Origin of the sequence: Flagellimonas aurea, assembly GCF_017313785.1 — a bacterium.
Lineage (GTDB): Bacteria > Bacteroidota > Bacteroidia > Flavobacteriales > Flavobacteriaceae > Flagellimonas > Flagellimonas aurea.
Map to the genome: position 1 here is coordinate 111,561 of NZ_JAFLNL010000010.1, position 9,107 is coordinate 120,667.

The window sequence follows — 9,107 nt, forward strand, 5'->3', positions numbered from 1 at the left end:
TAAATTCATTCTGTGGGGATGCTGAGCGAAGTCGAAGTATGCACTGATCTTTGGCTACTTGGGATTTCTCCTCGCTACGCTCTGTCGAAATGACTGATGATGTGTAATCGTCATTTCGAACGCAGTGAGAAATCTCGTTTCCCTTTCTGAGCGTAGCGAAGAATCCTTTTTAAAATATCCTAATCGGTGATTGGAGCAGTTCTCCAACAATCATTACCTTGCTTGTCCAAACCAAACCTCCAAAAAATGAAAAATATCTTGGTTGCAGCTACACTTCTCGCTGTATTCTCCACAACTATTACTGTCAACGCACAACAAATCAATTTTCCAGAGCGCCACGCAACATGGAAAACGGCGGAAAAGAATCAATTCAAATATGATCAATCAGCGTTGGACAAAGCGGTTGATTATGCCAATGCCAACGAGTATTCAGGTTCCAGAGATTTACGGATTGCCATATTGGAAGGCTTCAAACGGGAACCTTTTCATGATATTTTGGGTCCTACCAAAAAAAGAGGTGGCCCAGCAGGTATGATTCTAAAGAATGGCTATGTGCTAGCTTCTTGGGGCGATACCAAGCGGGTGGACATGACCTTTAGCGTAACCAAAAGCTTCTTGTCCACGGTCGCTGGATTGGCCGAGGACCAAGGATTGATCAAGAGCACCAAGGACAAAGTGGTCGACTATATTTGGGACGGTACTTTTGATGGTGAACACAACTCCAAAATCACTTGGGAGCACCTGTTGCAGCAAAATTCCGATTGGTCGGGCGAACTTTGGGGCGGTAAAGATTGGGCGGACCGTCCACCGAGTGAAGGTGGTCTGGACGATTGGAAATTTCGCGAACTCAACGAACCTGGAACCGTAATGGAATACAACGATGTCCGTGTAAACGTACTCGCTTACTCACTCACCCATGTATGGAGAAAACCTGTGCCCATGGTGCTCAAAGAAGAGGTGATGGACAAAATTGGGGCGACCACATCGTGGAGGTGGTTCGGATACGATAATGCTTGGACGGTTGTGGATGGAATCAAAATGAAATCCGTGACGGGTGGCGGACATTCGGGAGCTGGACTTTTTATTTCCACCGAGGATATGGCCCGTTTTGGAACCTTGTTCCTGAAAAACGGCAAATGGGAAGATGAGCAGATCATTAGTGAAGGTTGGATCAAGAAAGCAACAACACCATCTGTGCCCAATGTAAACTATGGCTATATGTGGTGGCTCAACCAACAAGGTGACCGGCATTGGGACGGCGTTCCCGAGCATGTGTTCTATGCTGCTGGTTTTGGGGGCAACTTTATTGTGGTGAATCAAAAAAGTGGTTTGGTCATCGTGACCCGTTGGTTGGAACCTTCAAAAATAGGAGAGTTTGTAAAGCAGGTGTACAAGGCTTTTTAAATTCATTCTGTGCGGATGCTGAGCGCTCGCCTGCAGCAGGAAGGAAGTCGAAGTATGCACTGATCTTTGGCTACTTGGGATTTCTCGTCGCTACGCTCTGTCGAAATGACCACGAGTGCTTAATCGTCATTTCGAACAAACGTGAGAAATCTATTTTTAGACGGTATCTTATGCAGAAACATTGTCCCCTTGAGGGGACTTAAGGGGTGTAAAAGGCTCCAACACCTTCAACGCCTTATCTACGCTGGTGATTCTTTCAAATACCAATAACAAGCGCAGGCCATTTCGGGTCTGTTTTTCTTTGAGCTTTACCAATTGCGGATGTGTTTGTGCGTATTGCAATACTTGGGTGAACACTGCACTTTGGTAAAAACTGGATTGCTGGTCGGCAATAAAATAGCCAATGAACTTTCCTTTTTTCATGATCACCTTTTCCAGACCAATATGCGTGGCGATCCATTTTATACGAACGGAGTTCATCAAATCCACGGCGGGCTCGGGCAGTTCGCCAAAACGGTCTACCAATTGCGCTTCAAATTTTTGTAGGCCTTCCTCGTCCTCCACGTCGTTCAATTGGGTGTAGAGGTTAAGGCGTTCGGTGATGTTGTTGATGTAATCATCAGGGAAGAGCAGTTCAAAATCCGTGTCGAGCTGCATCTCCTTCACATATACCTTTTCCTTGTCGCCCTCAACTTCATCATACAGATCCTTGAACTCATTTTCCTTGAGTTCCTCAATGGCTTCGGACAGTATTTTTTGATAGGTCTCGAATCCGATTTCGTTGATGAATCCACTCTGTTCACCCCCCAAAAGGTCACCAGCACCCCGAATTTCCAAATCTTTCATCGCAATATTGAAACCACTGCCCAAATCGGTAAACTGTTCCAAGGCCTCGATACGTTTTCGGGCTTCGGTGGTCATTACCTCATAGGGTGGCGTGATAAAGTAACAGAAGGCTTTTTTATTGCTTCGGCCCACACGCCCTCGCATCTGGTGGAGGTCGCTCAACCCAAAATTATTGGCATTGTGGATAAAAATGGTATTGGCATTGGTTACATCCAGTCCACTTTCTATGATGGTGGTTGAGACCAAAACATCGAACTCCCCGTTCATAAAGGCAAGCATAAGGTTTTCCAGTTTCTTGCCCTCCATTTGTCCGTGTCCGATTCCAATTTTGGCATCGGGCACCAAACGTTGTAGCATTCCTGCCACTTCCTTGATGTTCTCAATGCGATTATGGATGAAAAATACCTGACCGCCCCGTTGTATTTCGTATGAAATGGCATCTCGGATAATTTCTTCGTTCAATCGAATTACCTGGCTCTCGATGGGGTAGCGGTTGGGTGGCGGAGTGTTGATCACGGAAAGGTCACGCGCCGCCATCAAACTAAATTGAAGCGTTCGCGGAATAGGAGTGGCCGTTAAGGTAAGCACATCCACATTTTCTTTGATGGAACGCAGCTTCTCCTTGACCGAAACCCCGAATTTTTGTTCCTCGTCCACAATGAGCAAGCCCAAATCCTTGAACTTCACATTTTTGTTCACCAACTGGTGCGTTCCAATAATGATGTCCACTTTTCCATTCTCCAAATTCTCCAAGGTCTCGCGTTTCTCCTTGGCGGTACGGAAGCGGTTGAGGTAATCCACCGTAACGGGCATCTCCTTCAATCTTTCCCTAAATGTTCTGTCATGCTGAAAGGCCAAAATGGTGGTCGGCACCAAAACAGCGACTTGTTTGCCATTGTCCACGGCCTTGAATGCGGCACGAATGGCCACTTCCGTTTTCCCAAAACCAACGTCACCACAGATCAAGCGATCCATTGGGCGTTCGCTCTCCATATCCTTTTTTACATCTTGGGTGCTTTTTTCCTGGTCTGGAGTGTCCTCGTAAAGGAAAGATGCCTCCAGTTCGTGTTGCAAATAACTGTCTGGCGCATATTGAAAACCTTTTTCCAATCTTCGTTTCGCGTAGACCTTTATAAGGTCGAAAGCAATCTTTTTTACCCTTGCCTTGGTCTTTTGCTTCAGTTTTTTCCAGGCTGCGGAACCCAGTTTGAATATTTTGGGAGGTGCACCGTCCTTACCGTTGTATTTGGATATTTTGTGCAGGGAGTGGATGCTGACATAGAGGATATCTCGGTCACCATAAATTAGTTTGATGGCTTCCTGTTTTTTGCCCTCCACATCAATTTTTTGCAATCCGCCGAACTTGCCGATACCGTGATCAATGTGGGTCACATAATCGCCAATTTCCAGTTTGTTGAGTTCCTTCAACGTGATGGCCTGCTTTTTGGCATAGCCATTTTTGAGGTGGAACTTATGGTAGCGTTCAAAAATTTGATGGTCGGTGTAGCAGGCAATCTTTAAATCCTGGTCGACAAAACCTTGGAACAATGGAAAAATGATGGTCTGGTAGTGCACTGTTTCATCCACTTCCTCAAAAATGTCGTGAAAACGCTTGGCTTGCTGCTCCGTGGAACAGAAAATATAGTTGCTGTACCCTGCATCCCGATTGTCGTTGAGGTTTTCAATGAGCAAGTCGAATTTTTTGTTGAACGAGGGTTGCGGTTTGGTGTTGAACTGGATTTCGTCACTTCGACTTTGCTCAGTGACGATATTGTCTAAATTTTGGTGGCTGAGCGGAGCCGAAGCCCCAATCTCAATGCACAAATAATCATTCAACTGCTCTTTCAGCAAAGCTGAATCCAAAAAGAGTTCTTTGGGCTTGGCGTGTTTGATCTCTTTGCTCAATTTGGCAAAACTCTCCTCAGCTTTTTCAAAAAAGGAATCGATGCGGTCGTAGATCAAAGCAGGGTTCTTGGCAAAGACCACGGTATTGGCAGAAATATATTTTAAGAAGCTTTCCCGAATTTCCTCCGTGAACTTGTTCTCCACGTTTGGAATAATGGTGATTTTCTTCACTTTGTCCGTGGAAAGTTGGGTCTCCACATCAAAAGTTCGGATACTGTCCACTTCATCCCCAAAAAATTCGATACGGTAAGGTTCATCGTGCGAGAATGAAAAAACATCCACAATTCCGCCCCGAACCGAAAACTCGCCTGGTTCCGTTACAAAATCCACCCGCTTGAACTGATATTCGAACAACACTTCGTTCAAAAAATCCAAAGAGATCTCATCGCCTATTTTCAGCTTTTGGGTGTTCTTGTCCAGTTCCTTTCGCGTGACTACTTTTTCAAAAAGCGCATCGGGATAGGTAACGATTACCGCAGGTTTTCTTCTGGAATTGATGCGGTTGAGCACTTCGGCACGTAGCAGTATGTTCGCATTGTCCGTTTCCTCGATTTGATAAGGCCTTCGGTAACTGCCTGGATAAAAAAGGACGTCTTTCTCACCAATGAGCTGCTCCAAATCGTTCAAATGATAGGCAGCTTCCTCCTTATCGTTTAATATCAGTAAAAAGGGAGAGTCGGCAGATTTGAAAGCCTCTGAAATCACAAAGGAAAGTGAGGAGCCCACGAGTCCTTTGATGTTTATTTTTCGTGATGCCGACGATTGTTCGTCTCGCGTTTGGGCAATACAGTCCCTCAGTTTCCCAAGTTGGGGAGACTGTTCAAAAAGTTGTGAAATCGGGGTTTTGGTCAATCCAAAAAACTTTGCGGCAAAGATAAACCGCGAAAAGGTTTACTAAAAATGTTTTTTTGCTTTCTTTTCGTCATGCTGTCCCGATAATTATCGGGATTGTTTCAGCGTCTCACTTAGATGTAATGGTGTTAATCGGCAGTGTCATTTCGAGCTATCATCCTGAGCGGAGTCGAGGGGGCAGTCGAGAAATTTCAAGTAGGATTCCGTGTCATGCTTCGACTCATTTCGACTTCGCTCAATGACCAGCGCTCAGCATCCACACGGAATAACAGTCCTTAATTATGTGATTCCAAACAAAGCGAAGAATCTATTGGTTAAAGATTGGCAAAAAGCTTGACACGAATCACGCGAATTATCTCAAATAAACGATATGTCATTCCCCACCTGATGCGGAATCCATCAACTTTTAGTAGATTCCTGCTTTCGCAGGAATGACAACCAACAAAAGGCCCTGAGCGGAGTCGAAGGGGTTGCTTCTGGAAATCTAAACCTTAACAATACTATCCTCCACGATGGCATACACCTCGTCCGAATCCTTGGGATCAAGGGAGTGGGTGCCCGTGAATTGACCGAAAGCGGGAAGTATCATTTGATTTTTTGACTTAAAAAAGCAGGGCAACTTAATGCGTTCTCGGCCAAAACCTCTCAGTTTGATGGACGGGTGTATGTGTCCACAAAAGGTAAAGTATCCCTCTCGCTCTTCGGGATGATGGGTCAATAGAAAAGAATCGATAACCAACTCTGGAAATATGGAAACCTTCAGTTTTTCGAACTTTTCAGGGGCAATAATGTCGTGGTTGCCAGCCACCAACAGCATTTCAGCAGGTGTTTTGCCTACCCAATTCTCAAACAGTTCCCATTCTTTGTTCAGCGATGAATGAAACAGGTCACCCAAAAAACAGATTTGAAAAGGTTGAAAATCGGAAACGATTTTATCCAGCAGCAGAAAGTTTTGGTGAATTGCCTTTCTAGGAACGGCTGCTCCAAACTTTCTAAAATGGGATACCTTGCCCAAATGCACATCGCTGATCAGCAAGAGTGATTTTTCTTCCCAAAATAATCCACCCAAAGGGTGGAGCAGAAATTCTTGATTTTGTATTTGAATTTTTTGGATCATTTGTAATCGCTACGGCAAATTTAGTTCAATTGTCATTTCGAACCGAGCGAAGCAAGCGTGAGAAATCTAGTTTCAGATTTCTCAATCGTCGCTACCCTCCTCATATCGAAATGACCTTCTTCATCGGTCGCTGAGCACCCGCCTGCCGGACGGACAGGGAGTCGAAGCGAGACATTATCATATTTGCGATTCTGTCTTCACTTCAGCTAAGTAACCGATTGACAAAAGGGTGCTCAGCATCCGCACAGAATGACAATTACTTGAGTGTTCATTGCTATTTGGTCAATTTACTGATCATTCGTTGGATACGGTCCGTCAATTTTTCGTTGGACAGTTTTTCCCGCAACCTATCCGTAATAATGGGGAAGGAGAGGGGAGTGGGTTGGGAGCATTGTTTCCAAACGATATCTTGTTGTGCAATCCTTTCCAAAGCCAAGCGCAGTCGCCCCTCCTCCAATTGGTGCTCAAAGGTTTCGGTGTAGGCTTGCTGATAGAGCAGATTATCGTCCTCAAAATCACGGAAAACATCAAAAAGCAATTCCGAACTGCTTTGCAGGTGTTTCATTTTAACTCCTTTTTCAGGATAGCCCGTGAACACCATCCCGCTGATGACGGCAATATCTCGAAATTTTCTTCGTGCCATTTCGTTGGAGTTCAGACTTTTTTGAAGGTCGGACAGCATATATTCAGGCGTAAAAAGGTTGTTGTCCAGAATTTCCTGAATATCGATTTCCCTATCGGACAGCAACTCAAACCCATAATCGTTGAATGCCAGGGAGCAAGTTATCGGTGACAACAAACTGATGCGATAGGCCAACAAACTGCTCATCCCCTCGTGGATGGCCCTGCCTTCAAAAGGGTAAAACATATGGTGATAGCCATCACGAGTTTTAAAGGTTTCAATCAAAAATTGATGCGGCTGTGGCACAATGCTTTCTTCTCGTTGCTTGTTGAACATCGGCAGCAATGCTTGAATTTCTTCTGATTGTTCCGAAAATTCCAACTCGGTGGTGTACAGTTCCTGACGAAGCAATTCTGACATTTTCGCGGAGAAACTCAAACGACCGCCCATCCAACTGGGTACTTTGTTCGTTCTTTTTTTGGAGTTGCGCACGTGTGCCGCCATGCCCTTGATCCTGATAAATTCCAGATTTCGACCTGCAAAGGTGAAAACATCACCAGGGCTCAATTTGGAGATGAAATATTCTTCGATACTACCGATGTACCCTCCTTTTTGATAGCGAACGGAAATCGTGGCGTCCCCCACAATGGTGCCAATCTGGAATCGATGTCGCATGGCCACCGCCCTGCTGTTTACTTTGAATTTGCCATCCTCCTCGACCTCAACTTTTTTGTATTCGTCGTAGCTCTTCAAGCTTTGGCTTCCCATCACCAAAAAATTGAGCAGCCATTGCCATTGTTTTTCGGTCAAGGTCTGATAACAAAAGGTTTGTTTGATTTCTGGATAGATTTCATCGGGATAAAACCCATCGGAAACCGCCAAGGTGGTCAAATATTGAATGAGGACATCAAAACTGTTCAAGTATGGGATGCGGTCTTCAACGGCGCTGTTCAACACGGCTTTTTGCATGGCCGAAGCTTCTACCAACTCAATGGCATGGGTTGGCAAAAAATAAATGACGCTTTCTTTGCCTGGTCGGTGTCCGCTACGCCCAGCTCGTTGTAAAAATCGGGCAACCCCTTTTGGGCCTCCAATCTGCACTACCGTCTCAACGGGCGCAAAATCAACTCCAAGGTCCAAGCTCGATGTACAGACCACGGCTTTTAGGCTTTCGTTGCGGATGGCCTGTTCCACCCAAAGTCGGGTTTCTTTGTTAATGCTACCGTGGTGCATGGCCATTTCGCCAGCGAACTCAGGATATTTTTCAAGAATTTTCTGGAACCAAATCTCGCATTGGCTTCGGGTGTTGGTGAAAAGTAAGGTGGTTTTGCTGTTGTTGATGATGGGCACCACTTGATCTAAAAGGTGCAATCCCAAATGTCCGCGCCACGGAAAGGTTTCCATTTCCTTTGGGATGATACTTTTAACCGTGATTTTTTTGTTGAGGTTGGCCTTGACCAGAACTGAATTTTCCAATTCTGGGGATGAAGGCCCCAACAAGACTTTGCGCGCTTGCTCCAGATTGCCAATGGTGGCGGATATGCCCCAAATTCGTAGATCCTTGCAGACTGTTTTTAATCGGGAAAGTCCCAATTCCATTTGAACGCCTCGTTTGGTGCCCAAAAGTTCATGCCACTCATCTACCACAATAGCGGAACAGCCCTTGAAGGTTTTTTCAAAGCCTTTGGACGATAACAACAATTGTAAACTTTCTGGGGTCGTGATCAATAGGTCGGGCATGTTGGTGCGCATTTTTGCCCGTTCTTTTGTTGAAGTATCCCCCGTGCGAATGCCGACCGTCATTTGGGTTTCCAAATCTTGGGTAATGCGCTCTGCGGATTGTTTGATTTCTTGGGAAAGTGCCCGTAGGGGCGTAATCCAAATAGCCTTTATTCCTTTTTTGTGCTTGGTCTTGTAACCAGGATTATTTTTGATGTAGTTGAGCACAATGGGGAACCAAAGCGCATAGGTTTTTCCACTTCCCGTGGGTGCATTCAAAAGCCCGTGTTTTCCGTCCAAAAAGGCGTTCCAGCTTTCTTTTTGAAAAGGGAATGGTTTCCATTCTTGTTCTTGGAACCAGTTTTCGGCAATATGGAAGAGTTCGTTTTGGTTCATTTATTAATAGATTCCTTCGCTTTGCTCGGAATCAGTGCTTTTAATTCGTCCAAGGTGTTGGCATCCTCAATTTTTTTATCCTTTCGCCATCTTAAAATCCTGGGGAATCGTGTGGCAACACCGCTTCTTGGAACCAGTTTTCGGCAATATGGAAGAGTTCGTTTTGGTTCATTTATTAATAGATTCCTTCGCTTTGCTCGGAATCAGTGCTTTTAATTCGTCCAAGGTGTTGGCATCCTCAATTTT

General features: G+C 45.1%; 4 protein-coding genes. 1 reads left to right on the forward strand and 3 read right to left on the reverse strand.

Annotation, left to right across the window (positions count from 1 at the left end; all coding sequences use genetic code 11):
* The first annotated feature begins 246 nt into the window (after nucleotides 1-246).
* Complete coding sequence (locus J0656_RS16060) at nucleotides 247-1,404, forward strand: serine hydrolase domain-containing protein (protein ID WP_207035719.1); 1,158 nt, start codon at nucleotides 247-249, stop codon at nucleotides 1,402-1,404.
* A gap of 168 nt (nucleotides 1,405-1,572) precedes the next feature.
* Here the strand turns inward: J0656_RS16060 and mfd are convergent, their stop codons facing one another.
* From mfd to J0656_RS16075, 3 genes are all read right to left on the reverse strand, one after another.
* Nucleotides 1,573-5,007 carry a transcription-repair coupling factor gene (gene mfd, locus J0656_RS16065; RefSeq protein WP_207035722.1) on the reverse strand — a complete coding sequence of 1,145 codons (3,435 nt, stop codon included), beginning with the start codon at nucleotides 5,005-5,007 and terminating at the stop codon, nucleotides 1,573-1,575.
* A gap of 484 nt (nucleotides 5,008-5,491) precedes the next feature.
* Nucleotides 5,492-6,124: a ligase-associated DNA damage response endonuclease PdeM gene (pdeM, locus tag J0656_RS16070; RefSeq protein ID WP_207035724.1), complete on the reverse strand. Its 633-nt coding sequence runs from the start codon at nucleotides 6,122-6,124 to the stop codon at nucleotides 5,492-5,494.
* A 274-nt stretch (nucleotides 6,125-6,398) separates the two neighbouring features.
* Nucleotides 6,399-8,861 (reverse strand): ligase-associated DNA damage response DEXH box helicase, encoded by a 2,463-nt coding sequence (locus J0656_RS16075; RefSeq protein ID WP_207035726.1) that lies wholly within the window; start codon nucleotides 8,859-8,861, stop codon nucleotides 6,399-6,401.
* Between the last annotated feature and the right edge of the window lie 246 nt (nucleotides 8,862-9,107).